Source organism: Rickettsia bellii RML369-C (assembly GCF_000012385.1).
GTDB classification, from domain to species: Bacteria; Pseudomonadota; Alphaproteobacteria; order Rickettsiales; family Rickettsiaceae; genus Rickettsia; species Rickettsia bellii.
The window spans coordinates 1,074,051-1,093,898 of the sequence record NC_007940.1 but is presented as its reverse complement, the minus strand read 5'-3'; the positions used below and the strand labels follow the sequence as shown (position 1 = coordinate 1,093,898).

Sequence of the window (19,848 nt, the reverse complement as noted above, 5' to 3'; positions counted from 1 at the left end):
AGTTGGTGCGGTCGAGAAGACTTGAACTTCCAATCTTTTTACAGAACAGCACCCTCAATGCTGCGCGTCTACCAATTTCGCCACGACCGCTTAAGGCTTCTTGTATAGCAGATTATTAGTATAACATCAATAGAGTTCTTTTTTGTCATTCCGAGCTAAAAGCGAGAATCCAGAAAAAAGTCTGTCATACTAGCTCGCTTGATCGCAGTATCTTAGGACACATTCTATGGCACAAGATCCCGTGAATAAATCACGGGATGACAATATAATTGACTGGATTCCCGCTTTTGCGGGAATGACATATATTGCTCGCTCGCAATGACGTCATCAAGACAAACTTACTACAAAACTCGGCATAACCGATTGTTTTTCGGCTGCTTTTCTTAAATTAGATAGCTTATCGTCAATATTACCAAACTCGAGGTGATAATCCCTAGAATTACCTGTTAAAACTAAACCTGAATCTATGCCAAGCCAATTAGCTGCAAGTATGTCAGTATAAAAAGTATCGCCTATCATTAACATACGATTCTTAGGTATATTAGGACATTCTTGTAAAACTTTGCTATATATCTCCTCGTAAGGTTTACCGCTATAGATTACTTTACCGCCTAGCTGTATTATTTTCTGAGCATAATAACCGCTACAATATCTATAAATTCCGTGTTGATTTATCCCAAGGTCAGGATTAGCACAAATATTGACTATCTTGCGTTCTACGACAATTTTAAATAGCTCATCAAATTCGTTTAAATCTAAATTTTTACTTTCATCTCTATAAATTGTCATTAGGAGAATATTAGCTTTTTGAATATCATCAGTGATAGGGCACTGTATGCCGTTTATGATATCATTTTCTAGATGACCTAAATGATATATTATCGGCTTTTCAATACCAAAACGCTCTTTACTTTCTAAAATCATCTGCACAGCTACTTCACCAGAGTTAATAATCATTTCTGGTTTAGCGTTTAATCCCCAAGATTTGAGTGTCTGATGCAGAGAAAAAATATTTCTCGGAGCATTAGTAACAAAATATACTTTTTTTTGTTCAATAATTTTATTAATATTCTGCACAACATTAGGGTAGGTATGCCCGCCTTCAACTACTACACCCCAAAGATCAAACAAAAATACGTCATAATCATCCATCACATCAAAAATATTTTTTAGCTTTAATTTATCCATTGTTATCTTATCATATTTACATTTACTAATCTGATAAGTTCCGTTATAGTTATTTTTATTGTCTCTAGCAACAAATACAAAGTATACTCGTTTTATTTGAAAAATTGGCTACGTTGTCTTTTGCTGATAATCCGCTACTATACTATATGTACGCTCCGGTTATCAGCTGGGGGACGCCTTGCTCTTTTCCAAATAAAACTTCGTCTACTAGCTTTTTATTTATCTTAATAATATAATATGTCGGAATTTGAAGAAAAGTTGAATGAATCATCATATGGTGCTGATTCTATTAAGGTTTTAAAGGGTCTTGAAGCTGTAAGAAAAAGACCAGGAATGTATATCGGTGATGTTGGTGACGGATCTGGTTTACATCACATGATTTATGAGGTGGTCGATAATGCTATCGATGAGGCATTAGCCGGTTATTGTGATTTAGTAAGAGTCGTTTTAAATAAAAACGGCTCGGTAACCGTATCTGATAACGGGCGAGGTATACCTGTTGAGATTCATGAGGAAGAGGGTATATCGGCAGCTGAAGTAATTATGACGCAGCTACATGCCGGTGGTAAGTTCGATCAGAATTCTTATAAGGTTTCTGGTGGTCTGCACGGCGTTGGTGTATCGGTTGTAAATGCTCTTTCTGATTGGCTTGAGCTACGTATCTGGCGTAATAATACGGAACATCTTATTAGATTTAATAACGGGATAACGGAAGCACCGCTTGCAGTTGTTAAAGAAAATGTAGATAAAAAAGGTACGGAAGTTACTTTCTTCCCATCAGTAGAGACCTTTACTAACATAGAGTTTGATTTCAGCATAATAGAACATCGTCTTCGTGAGCTTGCTTTCCTAAATTCTGGAGTAAAAATTTTATTAACAGATAATAGATTTGAAGAAGTAAAAGAAGTAGAATTTTATTATACAGGCGGAATTGAAGCTTACGTAAAATACTTAGATCGTGCAAAACACGCTGTTCATTCATGTATCGTAGTTAATGCAGATAATACTGAATCTGGTATAAGCCTTGAGCTTGCTATGCACTGGAATGATTCTTATCATGAAAATATACTGTGCTTTACCAATAATATTAGACAGCGTGACGGCGGAACTCACCTTAGTGCTTTTAAATCAGGGTTAACACGTGTTATTACCGCTTATCTTGAGAATACCGGTCTTAATAAAAAAGCGAAAAACGCTTTTAGTGGTGAAGATACTAGGGAGGGGATATGTTGCGTACTTTCCGTTAAAGTGCCTGATCCTAAATTTTCCTCCCAAACTAAAGATAAGCTGGTAAGTTCTGAAGTAAGACCGATTGTTGAAAATGCTGTTTATACCAAAGTTCTTGAGTGGTTTGAAGAACATCCAGCCGATGCAAAGCTCATTATAAATAAGATTATGGAGGCAGCTAACGCACGTGAAGCTGCTAGAAAAGCAAGAGAATTAACTAGAAGAAAATCAGTTTTAGAAGTATCGAACTTGCCAGGTAAGCTTGCAGATTGTCATGCCAAAGATCCGGCAGTTTCTGAGCTATTTATAGTAGAGGGAGACTCAGCGGGTGGTACAGCAAAGCAGGGTAGGGATAGCAAAATTCAAGCTATATTGCCTCTGCGTGGTAAAATCCTAAATGTTGAGCGTGCAAGGTTTGATAAAATGCTTGGCTCGGATCAAATTGGTACATTAATTACAGCTCTTGGAACAGGTGTTGATAACCGAGAATTCTCGCTTGAAAAACTAAGATATCATAAAGTTATTATTATGACCGATGCTGACGTTGACGGCTCGCATATTAGAACTTTATTGCTTACTTTCTTTTACCGCCATATGCCGGAGCTAATAAATAAAGGATATTTATACATAGCACAGCCACCTCTTTATAAGGTAAAGAAAGGAGCAAGTGAGCTTTACTTAAAAAATGAGCAAGCACTGCAAGATTATTTAGTAAAATCAGCAATTAGCGATGCTACTTTAACTTTAGATAATAAAGAGCAGCTGACAAACGAAAATCTAGAAGAGCTAATGAGTAAAGTTATAAAGTTCAATAGCTTACTTGATCATGCTAGCAAAAAATTTAACCGTTCTATCACTGAAATTTTGGCAATTAATGATCTACTTAACAATAAAATATTTGATAATGAAAGTGATTCAAGACTTAAAAAAGCTTTAAATGCATTAAATAGTTTAGAGCAATCACCCGATAAAACAGATTGGGAAGTTTTAAAACATGAAAATAAAATAGAATTTTTCCGTTTTAGTAGAGGCTTGAAAGAGCGTAAAATATTGCTAAGAGAGCAGTTAGAATCATTCGAATTTATAAATATATCAAAACTTGCTCTAACAATTTTTGATGTATTTAATAAGCAATTAAAACTAGTAGTAAAAAACCAAGAATTTGATATTTTAACTCCTAGCATATTGCTAAATACTATAATAGAATGCGGCAAAAAAGGTATAAGCGTACAGCGTTTCAAAGGACTCGGCGAGATGAATTCCGATCAGCTATGGGATACTACCCTTGACCCTAAAAAAAGAACTTTAATGCAGGTAAGAGTAGCAGAAGTCGACGAAGCTGAAGGTATATTCTCTACGCTAATGGGTGATGTAGTCGAACCTCGTAGGCAGTTCATACAATCGAATGCATTGAACGTTGTGAACTTGGATGTATAACATTGTCATCCCGTGGCTTGTCCACGGGATCCAGTAAATAAAAAATACAAATATAAAAAGCTCAGGTTTCTCGCTTTATGCTGAATCCCGTGGTCAAGCCACGGGATGACATCAAACGCTAGGTCCAAGCCACGCAATGACGTTAAAATTCATCACAAAATATTTATGCAAAAATTAATTATTCACGGCGGTAAACCTCTTAAAGGTATTATCAATATTAGCGGTGCTAAAAACGCCGTGCTTCCTATTATGGCAGCTTCTATACTGACCGATAAACTACATATTACTAATGTTCCAAAATTAACGGATGTTAGTACTATGAAAGAATTGCTAAAAAGTCATGGAGCAGGCATTGAAATAATAGAACATGAAAATGAGTTCGAATTAGTAATTAATGCTGCAAATATCAATAACTTAACAGCAGATTATGAGATAGTTCGTAAGATGAGAGCATCTATTTGGGTGCTTGGTCCTCTGCTTAGCCGTTATGGTAAAGCAAAAGTATCTCTACCTGGTGGTTGTGCTATTGGAGCAAGACAAGTAGATCTGCATATTGCAGTTTTAAAGGCTATGGGAGCTGAAATTACAATTGAAGATGGTTATATTAATGCTTCAACGGCAGGGCGTTTAAAAGGTACTCATTTCATTTTTGATAAAATTTCGGTTGGAGCTACTATCAATGCCGTACTTGCAGCCGTTCTAGCAGATGGTGAAACATTGCTATTTAACTGTGCTAGAGAGCCTGAAATAGTGGATTTATGTAACTGTCTTAATAAGATGGGTGCAGATATTTCCGGAATTGGTACAAGCGAAATAAGAATAAACGGCAAAGATTCTTTAAGTGAAGCAAGTTACAGGGTTCTACCTGATCGTATAGAGGCAGGGACTTATATGTTTGCCGCAGCTATTACTAAAGGTGATTTAAAACTTTACGGCATTGATTATCATATCATAGAAAATATCGCTTTAAAACTGATTGAAACAGGTATAAAAGTTATGCCTATAGATAATGGAGTGCAGGTAACTTATGCAGATAAGTTAAATGCTGTAAATTTAGAAACTAATCCATATCCAGGCTTTGCTACCGATTTACAAGCACAATTCATGAGTCTTATGACTATTAGCCAAGGTTCTTCAATAATTACCGAAAATATTTTTGAGAATCGTTTTATGCACGTGCCTGAATTATGTAGAATGGGTGCAGATATAACAGTGCGAGGTAATCAAGCAATAGTACAAGGTGTTAAAGGCTTAAAAGGTGCGGAAGTTATGGCAAGTGACCTTAGAGCTTCGGTATCGTTGATATTAGCAGGTCTAAGTACTGATAGTGAAACAGTATTGCACCGAATATATCATTTAGATCGTGGTTTTCAGAATTTAGAGAAGAAATTAAATAATTGCGGTGCGGATATAAAAAGAGTATAATACAAATTATTTATTGTTATAGGTTAATGTCATGCCGTGATTTGTACCTAGGTTGTTGCATGGCTCGAAAAATGCCTTGTATGTCATTCCTGCTTAAGGCTGGCTTGCGTGGATCATTTACCCCTGTCATCCCCCGTGATTTATTCACGGGATCCAGTTAAAAATACTAATAAAATTAGTATTTTTTATTATTTTCTGGATACCGTGGTCGAGCAACTAGATGACACCGATCACGTTATTCGATCCACGCAGGCAATGCCGCACTGCGTAGGCGGAAATAATATATGAGTCATGCAATAACACATAGCAAGCAACTAGATGACACAAGAACTTAATAACATAAAAAATTTATTATTTTAACGGAGAGAATAATGGCAAGAATTACAACAGAAGATTGTAGTAAAGTTATACCTGATAGGTTTCAGCTAGTTATTTATGCAACTAGATATGCTAAGTTATTAAACTATAAAGTAGAAACTAATCAAAGCAAGAAAGAAAAGCGTGATAAACCTCCGGTTATTGCATTACGCAGAATTGCTTCCGGAAAAGTATCAGTAGCTCAGTTGGAACAAGATTTTATTAATAGCCTACGTACAAGAAGTAGAATAGAGCCTATTGTTGAACAAGATGAGTCAGAAGATTTAGAAGAAAAATTTGAATATTTACCAGAAGTTTATATCGGAGAAGATTATTCTGATTTAGATGATCAAATTTTTACTGAAGAAACCGGTGAAGACTTTGAAGATAAATAAATGATTATAGGTGTTGGTACGGATATAGTACAGATTCCTAGAATTGAAAAGATAATAAAGTTATATCCAGAAATTTTTCCTAAAAGAATTTTAAATACCGAAGAATTAAAAAAATTTGCTTTGCTAAAGAAAGAAAGTCATGTTACTTTTTTGGCAAAGCGTTTTGCTGCTAAAGAAGCAATTAGTAAAGCTTTTGGCGTTGGTATAGGGCGTGGTATTAATTTTAAAGATATCACGCTGCTTAATGATGAGTTAGGCAAGCCAATAGTAAAGATAGATTCACTCTATACTCAAAAACTTCCTCCTTTTAATATCCATCTTTCCCTTTCTGATGATTACCCCATTTGTGTAGCTTTTGTAGTTGTTGAGAAAATTATTTTATAAGTACAGCACATTCCATAAAGGTAGATACAAGCGAATTTTGTAGGATTTGCCTGTGTTCACGTAGTTATCTACGCTGTGCAGACTCACCTTTAAATTCATCTTGTCTAGACCTTTTTGAAACATGCTGTACCAACATCCATAATATAGGTCAATAAGAATTAAGTTTAATAATAGCATGAATAAAAGCTAAGAATGACAGCTAAAGCAAGTTTAGGCAGTTTACGATGATTTTTAATTTATTTATTATCAATCATATTAAGATTTGATATTTTTTGTTCATAATTATGAAATTTATATATTAATTAGTTCAGAATGTAATTTTAAGACGTGTTTGTCATTATCTCCTTTAATATAATAAGCTGGATTTTGCTCACTAGCGTTACGTTTAATTTCTTTATCTTTAATCTTTTTAATTATAGGATCATAATAAACTTTTTGAACTGTACCCTTGAGCTTTTTTCCGTACCATTTCCAAAAAACTGTAGAACCTTCTTTATGAAAATTTGACATCGTATTATTTATAATATGTTTTTTGTATGTATGTATTATACTATAGTACCGGACAGTTTTTATTCTATGTCATTCCCGCAGAGGCAGGAATCTAGCATAAAGCGAGATAAATCGAGCTTTTATATTCTAAAAAATTGCTGTATTTAGACTTTTTTTCTTGGATTTCCGCTTCTGCGGGAAGGCATTGCCCGTGTGGATCGAAAAACGCCCTAAGGTAGTCATCTAGTTCATAAATCACGAGATGACAGCAGGAGAATGATCCATGCAGGCAGAGCTGCGACAGAATGAAAATGATTTTAACGTTTTACCAATTTGTTATAGTACTCTGCTAAGACTTTTACGCCGTATAGCCATATTAAACATACTATAATAAAACTGAACATTAATAAGCCAGCTATATCATTATGCACGGCATTTGGAAAGATGCTAAAGGATATGAATTGAATAATAGCACCTATCGATTTACCGATCTTAGTTCCCATAACATCGACTGCAGCCTTACCTTTGGTTTTCATTTCGCTATCCAGCGGAATATACACCATTTCTTTAGTAGCGTCAAAAAGTGAGTATTTTACGGATTTAGAAAGCACATGCCACAAACCGCCGATAAAAACTATTACAATAAGCGGTGAGCTATAACCCAGTGTATCTATGATATTTTTTAAGTGATTTTCAAAAACTGTAAAGGAGAAAAACATTACGCCTGCTCCAAACATCATAATAGGAGTAATAATTGCTCCCCAGAACCAACCGCATAATCTAATTAAATTGCTTCCTAAAAATGCACTAACTAAAGTAAGTACCCCTGTCCAAAAAAATACCTTACCATGATATGAAATAAAATCTTTTGTATCAGGATATAATTGTTTTACTTTGGACATCCATAGTCCTTCAATTAAGCTAATACTCATCGAATAAGAAATCAAAAGAATACAAATAAAACCAAGATATCTAGAGGTTAATATTATTTTTGTACTTTCAATTAAGCTTAATTTCAATATATCTGTTCTTTGATTTTTAAATTTAATATTTTTGTCTGATTCTACGACTGTTTTGTCAATAAATTTATGCAGAGCTAAACAAATTAATCCTGAGACTAAAATAATGCTAACAAAAGATTTTAAAAGAATTTCATTGGTATCACTTAAATGAGAAAATAATGGCAATAGGAAATGTTCGCTTTTAGCAAAATAGATAATTATTGTTCCGGAAATTAGTAAATTGGTTTGTCCAAATAAAGTAAAAAATGAGTAAAACCTAGGAGCTTCTTCGACCTTAGTAATTTTATTTGCCAGCTGCCAATATAAGAGAGTAAAAACTATTACAGGCCATAGCTCACCCATTATATAAAATAATACTAAGCTCCATTGTCCCCAAATAATTATAAACCATTTTAAATGCGGAAGTACTGTTATGTAATGTTTGACTAATTCAGGATCAGGATGAAAAAATTCTCTATATGGAAATAGAACAAAACCAAAAAAAGCAAAAAAAAGCAAAAAAGTACTAGTAATTATTCTAAAAACCTGCTCTGTAGTCATTAAATTACAGAGCTTAGAATAAAGAATAACGAATAAAACACCCATTGGCATTTCACCCCAAAGCTTGATAAAACTAAGTACCTCTGTATTAATTAAAGTAACAACAAAACTATCCTTAATACTGCGAACTAGGTTTTGATTAAGTAAAATAAAGAACATTAACAAAGCCATAGGTATGAATTTGGTTAATTCATATGATCTAATCGGCCATACTATATGCCTAAATTTACTGTTTCTTGCTCTGTTCCAAAAGGTGAAGTTAGAATTCACGGCGTCCATTAATTTACCTATGAGCTTATTTTATAGAGTGTTAAAGAACTCCAATGCAACCTAGACTATATTAAAAGTTATGTCAAGATTTTTAAATAAAATCATAATATATTGTTAATTATTTTTATTATATTTAATCGCAGCTTCAACAAATCTAATAAATAGAGGATGGGCTTCAAAAGGTTTTGATTTAAACTCCGGATGAAATTGTACCCCCACAAACCATAATAGTTTTGGTAATTCAATTGCTTCCACAATCTTTTTATCTTCTGAAAATCCGCTAAACTTTACGCCATTTTTTTCAAAAATATCTTGAAAATCATTGTTGAATTTGTATCTATGACGATGTCGTTCACTTATTTTAAGTTCTCCATATGCATTAGCAGTAATACTATCCGATACTAAATTACATGTATAAGAACCAAGACGCATGGTCTTTTTTATATTTTCTATTGTGATATCTGATGGATTAAAATCCTCATCATGTTTGCTTATTCTTTCAATAATTTTTGTACCAGCTGTTTTAAACTCTTCCGTTACAGCATCTTTAAGACCTACTAAATTACGAGCTATTTCAATAGCAGCAAGCTGCATCCCAAGACATATACCAAAAAAAGGTATATTATTAGTTCGAGCATAATTTACTGCTAAGATCTTTCCTTCTGTTGCTCGCTCACCAAATCCACCTGGCACTAATATTCCGTCAACACCTAATAATTTTTTAGAAATATTTTCATTGGTTACATTTTCTGCATTTATCCATACTAAATCAACTTTATATTTATGATATATACCAGCATGGTCAAGAGCTTCGATTACCGACTTATAAGCATCTTTTAATTTATGATATTTAGCTATAATAGCGATTCGTACCTTTGAATGAGATTCTTTTAATCTTTCAATTATATCATGCCATCTATTTAATTTAGAAGGTGCAATAGTAAGATTAAAAAATTTTAACACTTTATTGTCAAGTCCATAATCATGGTAAGCAAGAGGTACTAAATATATATTTTTCTGATCTATTGCCGGAATAACATATTCAGGGTCTATATTACAAAATAGAGCTATTTTTTCTATTTCGCTTTTAGCAATTTTGCGTTCTGCTCGGCACACTAAAATATTCGGCGAAATACCGATAGTGCGGAGTTCTTTTACAGAATGTTGAGTAGGTTTAGTTTTTAGCTCACGAGCAGTTTTAACATATGGTAATAAAGTTAGATGAATAAATAAACATTGTTTGCTTTTTAATTCATTTCCGATTTGTCTTATGGCTTCAAAAAAAGGTAACCCTTCAATATCGCCTACTGTACCGCCTATTTCGCAAAGTACAAAATCAAAACCTTTAGTGTTGGAAAGTATAAAATCTTTTATTATATTTGTAACATGCGGAATAACCTGTACAGTAAGACCGGTATAATTTCCTAATCTTTCTTCCTTAAGTAGTTTCGAATATACAGCACCTGTTGTGATATTATCAAACTTACAAGCAGGCACCCCTGTAAAACGCTCATAATGCCCGAGGTCAAGATCGGTTTCAGCCCCGTCATCGGTAACATATACTTCGCCATGTTGATGAGGGTTCATTGTTCCAGGGTCAACATTTAAATAAGGGTCTAGTTTCCGTAAACAAACTTTAAAACCTTTTGCTTGCAAAAGCATTGCAAGAGAAGCGGCAGTTAGACCTTTACCTAAAGATGAAACTACTCCGCCTGTAATAAAGATAAAACGCACCATTCTTTAAACTAATTTACTCTTTTCATAAAATTTTACTGCTTTGCTTAAATCTTCAGGTGTATCTACCGAAATGGGGACGTTATTAACTAAGCATGTGCCGATTGTCATGCCATTTTCAAGAAGTCGTAATTGCTCTAAGCGTTCTGTTTTCTCTAAAAATGTCGGTTCAAGAGCAACGAATCTTTCTAAAGCACTTTTACGAAATCCGTACATCCCCACGTGATATAAAAATTCTTCCGCACCATTTGGAATAAGACTACGTGAAAAATATATGGCTTTTCCTTTAGAGTCAATAGCTACAGTAACATTACTTGCAGCTTCTACTGAATCTTTCTCTACTTTTACTACAGGAGTTACAATATCATATTTGCTATTTTTTAAATCTTCTATTACTTTTAAAATTGATTCCGGTTCAATGAAAGGCATATCACCTTGCACATTAACTATATAATTAATATTTTGATTATTTGGAATTAACTTAAAAGCTTCATAAGTACGATCAGTACCGGTTGGAATATTACTATCGGTAAATATAACTTTTCCGCCGAGCTTTTCAATTACGCTTGCTATTTCCTGTGAATCAGTCGCAACATAAATATGTTCAAGATTAGTTTGATTTACTTGTTTAAATACACGTTCGATTAAAGTAGATGAGCCGATTAGCTGTAGAGGTTTACGTGTAAGTCTAGTTGAGCTAAGACGGGAAGGGATAATTATAGCAACGTCTTGATGCTTCATGAATTTACCTTATTTAAATTAAATCCGAAAATAATTGTTGACAGATTAGCCTTTTTCAGCGATAAAGTAAAACATAATTTTTAAATATATACCAATATTTGATTTATTTCAAAAATTGGCTACGGTGGTCTAATTGTTATGTCATTCCTGCGAAAGCAGGAATCCAGTATAAAGCGAGATAAATCGAGCTTTTATTTCTAAGAGCTTATTGTATTTATGCTTTTTTCTGGATTCCCGCCGTTGCTGAGAATGACATTATGAATCATACAACAACGCTGGACAAGTCGTGGGATGACACCTAGTATAAATATATATTTAAGAGCTCGTAGCTCAGTTGGTAGAGCATTTGACTTTTAATCAAAGGGTCCCGGGTTCGAATCCCGGCGAGCTCACCATATTATTTAACCGTTTTACCGAAGTTAAAATAATTTCTTATCCTAACTTCGCATTCTATAGTTAATTCAGCCCTATTTGGTGACAAGTGTGAGAAAAACCTAATAAGTAATAGGTAAAAAGATAAACAGCAAAACACTAAAAATATTAATTAACTATGGGTTTGTAGCTCAGCTGGTTAGAGCACACGCCTGATAAGCGTGAGGTCGGAAGTTCAAGTCTTCTCAAACCCACCATTCTCCAGTTCTTGGTATTTTTTTATAACACATCAAACGTCAAACATAGCTTAAAATCAAGTTTTTTGGTATTTAAAGAAAGGTTAGAGAATACTAGGTTTACTAAATTCCTTTTTTTTGCAATTTTCGAACTACTTTAAAAATCATGAATGTATTCCAGATAAATCTGATATTTAAGCGTTATACTCCTAATATAACTTTATAATTTCCATCCTATCGCACTTTAAAGATATAGGAGAACCTAAGTACTTAAAACATTGTAACAGTTTATTATTCAGGGTGGTTGTCAAGGAAATTATTAATATCCCCTATCAAAGTGTCTACAACAGATAATTTTAGTTGGGCTTCTGAATCTTGTTCATACTTATTATTAGCTTTATGTAATAATCCTGTGTGAATACTATAAAGCTCTAAGAGAACGTTGCTAAGTCCCTCACGCTTAGCGTTTTCAAATCCAAATATTTTTAACCCTTCTAAAGTTTTAAGAGTCATATTATTACTTTCTATCTTATTTTCGATGTTTTTTAAAATTTGTTTATACATAGCTAATAGTCTTATCAAATAATTAATTTGCATATAAATAATTTAAGAGCTTAAAACAATCAATATATTATGGAATAATATAGAAGTTAATTTATAGTTGCAATGAGAATCAATTAGAAATGTCCACAAAACCTAATATTTTAGTATTTTCTTTTTCTTTATAATTATGCCAGTCTAAGGTTATAGCGAGAGTATCTTTATTATAGTTTATATCTAATAAGTTAATATCAGGGTCATAGGTTAAAATGTTATTTAACATGTAAATAGTATAAGTTTTATTAAAGCTATTTAATATTATATAATTAAAATCTACTAAATGCCTCAAGGTTTTTATTTCTTTTAAATTAGCAAATCTCATATCTAGGTAACCTGCTTCATTTAATTCTAGCTTATCTGAATTTAAATAAATATTTTCATTTGTAGTTTTGCCTATTTGAAATAAGTATAAACATAGATATTTGCCACCCATTATATGAGGAAAAAACCTATCACCCAATAGTCCAAATACAAATTCGTTATTAAATATATTGTCTCTGTTTTTGCCATAATAAAAGCTTTTAGGTTTAAATGCTACAATTGCTCCTTTAAATAACCATGCATCTTCAGCTTTTTCTATCCTTAGCATATGTATAAGCTAGTTTGTTTTAAATCCTTATAACAAATTTCATAAAAAAATCTATAAATTTTTAATACTTTCTTTATTAGTAAATCATAAGTAGAAAATCTTATATTAATATTATTGCAAATAAAGTATAAAAAGGTTATACTAATAAAATAAAACAAATTGTAGTACCGCCAATCTAAAGTTTAATTATTAAAGCCATGAAAACAATATATAAAACTGCTTTCTTAAGTAATTAATGTAAATCATTAATTAAATTTCTGTTGCATTTTCAAACTTATTTTTATAACCTTAATTATTACCAATTTTTAATAAAGAAATAGTTATGGTTAAAACACTTGTTCAAACAATGATAGAATTATGGTACGGACCATATGAAAATTTTATAAACACAATAAAAGAACAAAACGAAGAAAAAGCACTTAGATATATTAACGAAATAGACCCCAAAGAATTTAGCAAAGCTAATGATAATGGCTACACAATTTTAATGTCGGTTGCTAATAAGGGGTTATATACAGTTTGTGAAAGGCTTGCTTCTAAAATGCCATATGAAGCTATCAATCAGGTTAATAATAGGGGTGATACGGCATTAAGTTTAGCTGAAAATAAAAAATTTAAAGATATATGTAATTTATTATGTGAAATAAATTTTCAAAAACTCAAAGATAAATTAAATAATAAAATTAAGACAATAACTATAGATCAGGAGCAAATAAAACAAGCTGCGGATAATATATGGGACGCTGCTAATTCTATTAATTGCAGCGAAGATAAAAGAGAAATAGAAAATCTTGTAAAACCACTCTTAAATAATTTTACAAAAAAAGCTATTTTTGGTGTGGAGATAAAAGTTAAAAGAGTAATTGAGCAGCAGAAGATAGAACATAATAAATTAAAAGAGCAATTAAAAGCACAAGAGGTTATTGGTAAACAAGTATTATCAGCAAAGATTGCAACATTTGAAGAATTAATAAATAAGCTAAATTGTGAAATAAGTAATAAGGATAGCTCTTCAATAAAAACAATGTTAGAGGGTATATCGGCTAAAATTGATAAGCTAAATAATATTGTTACTAAAAAAACAGCCAATACGGAGGAAATAACTGATGATGCAAGAAATGCAAATAATAACCTGCAAGCTCTTGTAAAAGATATAAATGAAATAACTAAAGTTATAGAAACAGTAAATAAATATTTAAAATTTCTTCCAGCTAACGAAATTACCAAATATAATATTGCAACCTTGGAAGAAACATTTCTAAAAGAAATAGAACATTTTAAGATAGATAATGATTCAAAAGTTTTAGGTGCTACCATTGAGGGATATTAGAGTGAGATAAAGCTTAGTCGTCATTACGAGGGGATTCGTAGAAGGGGGCGGAGACAATCTCGTTAAGCCCCCTGATATTGCTTCACCGAAACTTAAAGTTTCTTCTCGCAATGACGAAAAAACCGATCCACGCAACAATACCGACTTGCTAACTAAATCCAACATAAAGCAAGATGAAACAAGTTTTTTATAATATAAACCTCTTAAGATATTTATTATATTTTGTAAAATTATAGGTAGTAATTATTGCTACTTATTAAACTTTATACTATTTCCTTTTATTCCATATTGATAAACACTTACCTAGATTATTTTTAAGTCGTTATATGTAAATCATTAATTAAACTTCTGTTGCATTTTCAAACTTATTTTTACAACTTTAAATTAACCTTAAGTTAATAAGGTGATAAAATTTAATAAGGATAAATTATGTTTGCTTTTTTTAGAAGTTCATCTAATGAGCCAGATGGAACACTATACAATAAATTAATTGAAGCAATAAAATCAAGAAACTCTTTAGAAGTTCTAGCATTAATTCCAAAAATGAAAAATGAGGAATTAGCTAAACCTAATATTTATGGTAATACACCTTTATCTTTAGCTCTCAATAAAAAATTAGAAGCAGTTTGCGAAGTACTTGTTTCAAGAATGTCTGATAAAGATATTAGTATTATTGAAACATATGTAGAACATAGAGAAACATATTTTACTTTAGCTGCCATTAAAGGTTTTAAAGGAGTTTGTGAAAATCTTGCTCCAAGAATGTCTAATGAAGCAATTAATGTTATAAATGCAAGAAAACACACAGCTTTAACTTTAGCAGCTGATAAAAATTTGCCTCAAGTTTGTATAAAACTTATTCCTATAATGTTCGATGAAGTTATTAATGTCACTGAAAATAGACATAAGGATTCTGCATTAAGGAAAGCTATATGGAATGATTTAGATGTGGTTTGTCAAATGCTTATTCCAGTAACATCTAAAGAAAATATTAACTATATTGATGTTAGTGATAGAACGCTTTTAATTTTAGCTGCACAAAAAGGTATGAAAGTAGTTTGTAAGATGCTGATTTCTAGAATGATTGAAGATAATTCCTTAGATATTATTAACCATGTTATTAGTAAAGGTGAACTTAAAGGTGAGTCTGCACTGAGCTTAGCTGAAAAACAAAAAGGCTTTGAAGATATATGTGAATTATTACAAAAGAGTCATGAGGAATATAAAGAACAAAAGCAAAAAGAAAATGAAAAAAAATGTGAGGAATCTCAACCAAAAAAAATAATTTCAGAGGATATTAATAAATTATTAAATGAGTTGAAAGATGGTGCTTATAATAATAAAAATATAATAGAATTTAGTATTTCTGCAAAAATAGAAAAGCTAGAGAAAAATGCGAATGATTTATCAGAAATATATACAAATATACAAGATATTATAAATCATAATAAAAATACAAAAGCAAAACTATTGGCTTTAGAAAAACATCTTAATCAAATAATTGATGCTCAAACTATAAATACCGAGCAACAAATTAGTCTTGAAGCATTAGGCGATGTATCTGTAGAGTTCAGTAATTCTAGGGGAGTTTAATATTAAAGTATATTTCTGCTTTGAGGTATTGCTGCGTGGATCATTTTCCCCTGTCATCCCGTGATTTATGAACTAGAGCCAGCTAAAAAATACTATTTTCTGGATGCTGTGGTCAAGCAACTAGATGACACCGAGAGCGTTTTTCGATCCATGTGGGGCAAGCCTTATGTGGGAATGACATAGAATAAAAAATGCACTTAGCTATATATCTTAAATGCCTGTACTGTGTTTTTGAGCAAAAAAGCAATAGTCATAGGTCCGATGCCACCAGGGACGGGGGTAATATATTTAACTTTAGATTTAACATTTTCAAAATCAACGTCACCAACGATTTTATTGCCGCCGATTCTATTAATTCCTACGTCAATTACTATCGCATCTGGTTTAAAATATCCAGAAGTTAGTTTTAAAGGTGAGCCGATAGCCGCAACAACAATATCGGCTTTGGAGGTAATAGAACTTAAATTCTGTGATTTAGAGTGACAAATAGTTACGCTACAATTTTCTTTTAAGAGTAATGCACTCAAAGGTTTGCCAACGATATTTGAGCGTCCAACAATTATGGCATTTTTACCGCTTAAATTTGGTTCATGTTTCTTAATTACTTCAAGGCAGCCAAGAGCAGTGCAGGGTACAAATCCGTTATCAATCCCGCTATGTAAATAACCAACATTTAAAGGATGAAAACCATCAACATCTTTAGAAGGCGAGATAGCAGATAAGATTTTATTTTTATCTATAGAGTTTGGTAAAGGAAGCTGAACTATGATTCCTGAAACATTTTGATCAAGATTTAATTCACTGATTTTTGCTATTAAATCTTCTGTTTTTATAGTAATAGGAAGATTTAATAACAGCGTATCAATACCTATTTTATTAGCATGTTTTATTTTATTTTTGACATAAATAATACTTGCAGGATTGTCACCAACTAAGACTATTGCTAGTTTTGGTGATTCTCCTGTTTTATCCTTAAGCCTTTGAACTTCATGCTTTAATTCACTCAATATTTCATTTGCTAAAGCTTTGCCGTCAATTACGTTATTCACTTTTGTTTTTCTCTCTGAAACTTATTTATAGTGTTGTTATATGGGTTATATGTCATTCCTGCGAAAGCAGGAATCCAGTATAAAGCGAGATAAATCGAGCTTTTAATTTTAGAAACTTGCTATATTTGTACTTTTTTCTGGATTCCTGCTTTCGCAGGAATGACATATAAGATGCTTTTCGTTCCATGCAAGCAAACATAACGCTACATAACACTAGAGTGATATTTAGAATGTTTTCTATATTTATTATTGAGTATACTTAGTAGTAGAATATTCAAAATGTAGAGCATTGCCATCAAATACTTTACCATAAGCGTGATGAAGGCTGCTTGCTGCTTCGGCAAAACCGGTAAGAATTAGTTTAAGCTTACCGCTATAATGAGCAACGTCACCAATAGCATATATACCTGAAATATTAGTTTGGTAATATACAGGATCAACTTCAATATGATGAAGTTTTATATCAAGGTCCCAATTTACTAAATTACCTAACTCCTGCTTTAAACCAAAAAACGGTAATAATATATTAGCATTTAGCTTCCGTGTATTATTTTGTAAGTCTCTAACTATAACTGATTGAAGTTCGCTATTATTTCCCTCTAATGAATCTAGTTGATAGCCGGTAACTAACTCAATTTTTCCACTTTCTGCTATATCTTTTAATTGTCTTAAACTCTCATTTGCTGCTCTAAATTTATCACGTCTGTGAACTAGATATATTTTATTAGCAATTTCAGAAAGAGAAATAGCCCAATCAACAGCAGAATCACCGCCACCTGCTATAACTATATTTTTACCTGTAAACTTACTGCGGTTATTAATAAAGTAAAAAACTGATTCATTCTCAAATTCTTCAATATTTGCAAGAGGAGGCTTATTAGGACCAAATGAGCCAGCTCCAGCTGCAATAACAATTACTTTACTTTTAATAACAATATCTTTTGAGGTTTTTACTTCAAAAAATTCACCTTCTTTTTTTAATTCTACCGCTTGTTGGTTTAAGTGATAAACCGGATTAAACGTAGCTGCTTGCAATTCTAATTGTTTTATTAGATCTGCTGCGGCAATTTTAGGGTAGGCTGGTATATCGTAAATAGGCTTTTCAGGATATAGAGTAATACACTGACCGCCTATAACCTCTTGTGCATCTATTACATGGCACTTCATTCCTAACATTCCTGCTTGAAAAATAGCAAATAATCCAACAGGACCTGCCCCTATTATTAAAACATCAGTATTATGCATTATTTTTTATATTTGATTTTAAAACAGGATTTTATTGAATATTGGCGAAATAATCAATTATTATTAATTATAATGTTTAAATAGATATTGATTTAATATGCCCTAACTTAGCCCAAGTAAGAATTTTTTGATCTCTAGTAAGTAATGTAGCTCCAAGACATTTTGCTGTTGCTACAATAATTCTATCGGCTGGATCGCCATGAAAATCATCCATAAGAGAAATGCTTTCAGCTGCAATTTCTGAAGAAATATCTTTAATGGCTAATCCATTAATATCTGTTATAGAATTCAGAAAATCTTTTATAGGTTCATAAATACAAATACGCTTTTTAAAACTAAGCATAGCTATTTCCCATAAGGAAATAGAGCTTAAAAATAATTGTGAATTTTCTTGTGCCAGATTAATTTTATGTTTTATCTCTTCTGATAATTCTTTAGGTTGTAATAATGACCATAGTAGAACATGAGTATCTAATACTAAAGGGTTATTCATGCTCTACGTTCCATTTTTCTTCTATTGGTTCTAATATATTACCTTTTATCTCAGCTTTATCTTTTAGCATACCGAATAATGAAATTTTTTTAGTATCCATAGGCAATATTTGAGCTACAGCTTTATCTCTTTTAGTAATTATAATAGATTCTTTATCTGTTTGTAATTTATCTATTATTTCAAGACAATGAGATTTAAAGTAACTGATTGCTATTTTAGTAGACATTTTATATCGCACAAAAAGTAAAATTATTTTTATATTATAATGGTCAAATGTAATAGTCAATTATATTTTGATTTGGTCATAACCAATTATATCACTTTGGCTTTTCAATTTTTTTCTTATATGTAGACACTTATAATCGTTTAATATTAATTCACTATAAACGCACTATATACATTTTCTACTAACAGTACAACAATAATATTATTTTCTTAATTAATAATAGAATAGATATAAAATAAAACAAATTTATGATTTTAAAAACTCTGTGAGAAAAATATCATAAAAATCATTTAAAATATAATTGTTTTTTAAACTATCCTTGTAAAATCGTTAAGATTTGTAAAAGATTAATAATAGAAATTAATTATTTTTAATTTAATACAGGATATTTATGAAGAATAACCTTAAGGTCCTACGTAATATTATTGTTGTTAGTATTTTAATATTAAACAGCAATAAAATTTTTGCTACTTCTGTAAATTTTTCAGTTACTGCAACAGTTCAGCCTTATTGCTCAATTTCAGCAACTAATTTAGGTTTTGATCCCTATACTTCTCAAAATAATAGCGATAAAACATCGGTTGTTACTGTAACTTGTACTGCTGGCACAGGTTATCATGTAAAATTAGATTCAGGTCAAAACAGTAGCTCTACTAGTACTCGTAAGATGAAAGGTGCTGCAAGTGCTAGTAATTTACTTCAGTATTTTCTCTATTCTGATTCTGCTAGAACTGTTATTTGGGGAAATAACGCAAATAATAGTGATTCACCACCAGGAGCAGGTACTGGTCTTGCTCAAACCTATACTGTTTATGGTCGTATACCATCAGGTCAAACTACTGTACCGGTAGATAATTATAGCGATCAAATTGCAGTAAGCATAACAATCCCATAAATATCTAAACT

18 protein-coding genes and 3 tRNA genes are annotated in these 19,848 nt (G+C 31.8%); 9 read left to right on the top strand and 12 right to left on the bottom strand.

The genetic code is table 11. The annotated features are described in order from the left end of the window. Positions 1 to 3 precede the first annotated feature (3 nt). Both RBE_RS05165 and RBE_RS05160 read right to left on the bottom strand, forming a co-directional pair. Positions 4 to 90, bottom strand: a tRNA-Leu gene (locus RBE_RS05165). Positions 91 to 327: 237 nt separating this feature from the next. After that, positions 328 to 1,188 carry a TIGR01459 family HAD-type hydrolase gene (locus RBE_RS05160; RefSeq protein WP_011477657.1) on the bottom strand — a complete coding sequence of 287 codons (861 nt, stop codon included), beginning with the start codon at positions 1,186 to 1,188 and terminating at the stop codon, positions 328 to 330. A gap of 237 nt (positions 1,189 to 1,425) precedes the next feature. Between RBE_RS05160 and gyrB the strand changes: the two genes are divergently transcribed. The 4 genes from gyrB to acpS all read left to right on the top strand — a co-directional run bounded on the left by gyrB (position 1,426) and on the right by acpS (position 6,413). Next, positions 1,426 to 3,852 (top strand): DNA topoisomerase (ATP-hydrolyzing) subunit B, encoded by a 2,427-nt coding sequence (gene gyrB, locus RBE_RS05155; protein WP_011477656.1) that lies wholly within the window; start codon positions 1,426 to 1,428, stop codon positions 3,850 to 3,852. Positions 3,853 to 4,017: 165 nt separating this feature from the next. After that, entirely contained in the window at positions 4,018 to 5,277 is a 1,260-nt protein-coding gene (murA, locus tag RBE_RS05150; RefSeq protein WP_011477655.1) for a UDP-N-acetylglucosamine 1-carboxyvinyltransferase, read from the top strand. 371 nt (positions 5,278 to 5,648) lie between these two features. Further along, positions 5,649 to 6,029 (top strand): DNA-directed RNA polymerase subunit omega, encoded by a 381-nt coding sequence (gene rpoZ, locus RBE_RS05145; protein ID WP_011477654.1) that lies wholly within the window; start codon positions 5,649 to 5,651, stop codon positions 6,027 to 6,029. Continuing rightward, complete coding sequence (acpS, locus tag RBE_RS05140; RefSeq protein WP_011477653.1) at positions 6,030 to 6,413, top strand: holo-ACP synthase; 384 nt, start codon at positions 6,030 to 6,032, stop codon at positions 6,411 to 6,413. 291 nt (positions 6,414 to 6,704) lie between these two features. On the opposite strand, the gene RBE_RS05135 is transcribed toward acpS, so the two are convergent. The 4 genes from RBE_RS05135 to RBE_RS05120 all read right to left on the bottom strand — a co-directional run bounded on the left by RBE_RS05135 (position 6,705) and on the right by RBE_RS05120 (position 11,209). Beyond that, complete coding sequence (locus RBE_RS05135) at positions 6,705 to 6,923, bottom strand: DUF2945 domain-containing protein (protein ID WP_011477652.1); 219 nt, start codon at positions 6,921 to 6,923, stop codon at positions 6,705 to 6,707. A 296-nt stretch (positions 6,924 to 7,219) separates the two neighbouring features. Beyond that, positions 7,220 to 8,743, bottom strand: coding sequence for a nucleotide exchange transporter Tlc2 (gene tlc2 / locus RBE_RS05130; protein WP_011477651.1), 1,524 nt, complete (start codon positions 8,741 to 8,743; stop codon positions 7,220 to 7,222). 105 nt (positions 8,744 to 8,848) lie between these two features. Beyond that, positions 8,849 to 10,471 (bottom strand): CTP synthase, encoded by a 1,623-nt coding sequence (locus RBE_RS05125; RefSeq protein WP_011477650.1) that lies wholly within the window; start codon positions 10,469 to 10,471, stop codon positions 8,849 to 8,851. A 3-nt stretch (positions 10,472 to 10,474) separates the two neighbouring features. Next, a complete protein-coding gene (locus RBE_RS05120; RefSeq protein WP_011477649.1) occupies positions 10,475 to 11,209 on the bottom strand; it encodes a 3-deoxy-manno-octulosonate cytidylyltransferase in 735 nt (244 codons plus the stop codon). 319 nt (positions 11,210 to 11,528) lie between these two features. On the opposite strand from RBE_RS05120, the gene RBE_RS05115 reads away from it, so the two are divergent. Then, positions 11,529 to 11,604, top strand: a tRNA-Lys gene (locus RBE_RS05115). 157 nt (positions 11,605 to 11,761) lie between these two features. Continuing rightward, positions 11,762 to 11,838: transfer RNA gene (locus RBE_RS05110), tRNA-Ile, on the top strand. 270 nt (positions 11,839 to 12,108) lie between these two features. On the opposite strand, the gene RBE_RS05105 is transcribed toward RBE_RS05110, so the two are convergent. Beyond that, positions 12,109 to 12,381 (bottom strand): hypothetical protein, encoded by a 273-nt coding sequence (locus RBE_RS05105; protein WP_228368731.1) that lies wholly within the window; start codon positions 12,379 to 12,381, stop codon positions 12,109 to 12,111. Positions 12,382 to 12,490: 109 nt separating this feature from the next. Then, on the bottom strand, positions 12,491 to 13,006 hold the full coding sequence (locus RBE_RS05100) for a hypothetical protein (protein WP_011477647.1): 516 nt from the start codon (positions 13,004 to 13,006) through the stop codon (positions 12,491 to 12,493). Positions 13,007 to 13,328: 322 nt separating this feature from the next. On the opposite strand from RBE_RS05100, the gene RBE_RS05095 reads away from it, so the two are divergent. Next, positions 13,329 to 14,336 carry an ankyrin repeat domain-containing protein gene (locus RBE_RS05095; RefSeq protein ID WP_011477646.1) on the top strand — a complete coding sequence of 336 codons (1,008 nt, stop codon included), beginning with the start codon at positions 13,329 to 13,331 and terminating at the stop codon, positions 14,334 to 14,336. 429 nt (positions 14,337 to 14,765) lie between these two features. Then, a complete protein-coding gene (locus RBE_RS05090; protein ID WP_011477645.1) occupies positions 14,766 to 15,929 on the top strand; it encodes an ankyrin repeat domain-containing protein in 1,164 nt (387 codons plus the stop codon). Between the two features lie 197 nt (positions 15,930 to 16,126). On the opposite strand, the gene folD is transcribed toward RBE_RS05090, so the two are convergent. The 4 genes from folD to RBE_RS05070 all read right to left on the bottom strand — a co-directional run bounded on the left by folD (position 16,127) and on the right by RBE_RS05070 (position 18,942). Then, positions 16,127 to 16,978 carry a bifunctional methylenetetrahydrofolate dehydrogenase/methenyltetrahydrofolate cyclohydrolase FolD gene (gene folD, locus RBE_RS05085; RefSeq protein WP_011477644.1) on the bottom strand — a complete coding sequence of 284 codons (852 nt, stop codon included), beginning with the start codon at positions 16,976 to 16,978 and terminating at the stop codon, positions 16,127 to 16,129. Between the two features lie 246 nt (positions 16,979 to 17,224). Then, the gene (locus tag RBE_RS05080) at positions 17,225 to 18,223 is read right to left on the bottom strand and encodes an NAD(P)/FAD-dependent oxidoreductase (protein WP_011477643.1); all 999 of its coding nucleotides are present in this window, start codon (positions 18,221 to 18,223) and stop codon (positions 17,225 to 17,227) included. Positions 18,224 to 18,299: 76 nt separating this feature from the next. Continuing rightward, entirely contained in the window at positions 18,300 to 18,716 is a 417-nt protein-coding gene (locus RBE_RS05075; RefSeq protein ID WP_011477642.1) for a type II toxin-antitoxin system VapC family toxin, read from the bottom strand. Next, positions 18,709 to 18,942 (bottom strand): type II toxin-antitoxin system Phd/YefM family antitoxin, encoded by a 234-nt coding sequence (locus tag RBE_RS05070; RefSeq protein WP_012151844.1) that lies wholly within the window; start codon positions 18,940 to 18,942, stop codon positions 18,709 to 18,711. The genes RBE_RS05075 and RBE_RS05070 overlap by 8 nt, the downstream gene beginning before the upstream one ends. A 391-nt stretch (positions 18,943 to 19,333) precedes the next feature. Between RBE_RS05070 and RBE_RS05065 the strand changes: the two genes are divergently transcribed. Then, on the top strand, positions 19,334 to 19,837 hold the full coding sequence (locus RBE_RS05065; protein ID WP_011477640.1) for a Csu type fimbrial protein: 504 nt from the start codon (positions 19,334 to 19,336) through the stop codon (positions 19,835 to 19,837). Positions 19,838 to 19,848: the final 11 nt, after the last annotated feature.